The organism is Vibrio sp. 10N.222.49.C9 (genome assembly GCF_041474985.1).
Lineage (GTDB): Bacteria > Pseudomonadota > Gammaproteobacteria > Enterobacterales > Vibrionaceae > Vibrio > Vibrio crassostreae_C.
In genome coordinates, this window is sequence record NZ_JBFRVD010001033.1 from 1 (window position 1) to 264 (window position 264).

Consider the following 264-nt stretch of genomic DNA (forward strand, 5'->3'; position numbering starts at 1 on the left):
CTGTGGTGCTAGCCACTGATGCACCGGTTGCTGTTGCTCCGGCAATGAATCAGCAAATGTACAAAAACGTGGCGACCCAAGAGAATATTTCCACACTACAACGTCGTGGAATGACCATCTGGGGTCCAGCGTCTGGCGAACAAGCCTGTGGCGATATCGGTGCAGGTCGAATGTTAGAGCCAATGCAGTTAGTTGAGCGATGCATTGCTCAATTTCAGCCTAAACTATTGCAAGATAAGAAGATTGTAATTACCGCAGGCCCGA

General features: G+C 49.2%; 1 protein-coding gene. It reads left to right on the forward strand.

Annotation, left to right across the window (positions count from 1 at the left end; all coding sequences use genetic code 11):
- On the forward strand, positions 1 to 264 hold a 264-nt coding region (locus AB4585_RS26760; RefSeq protein WP_372171773.1), incomplete at both ends, for a flavoprotein.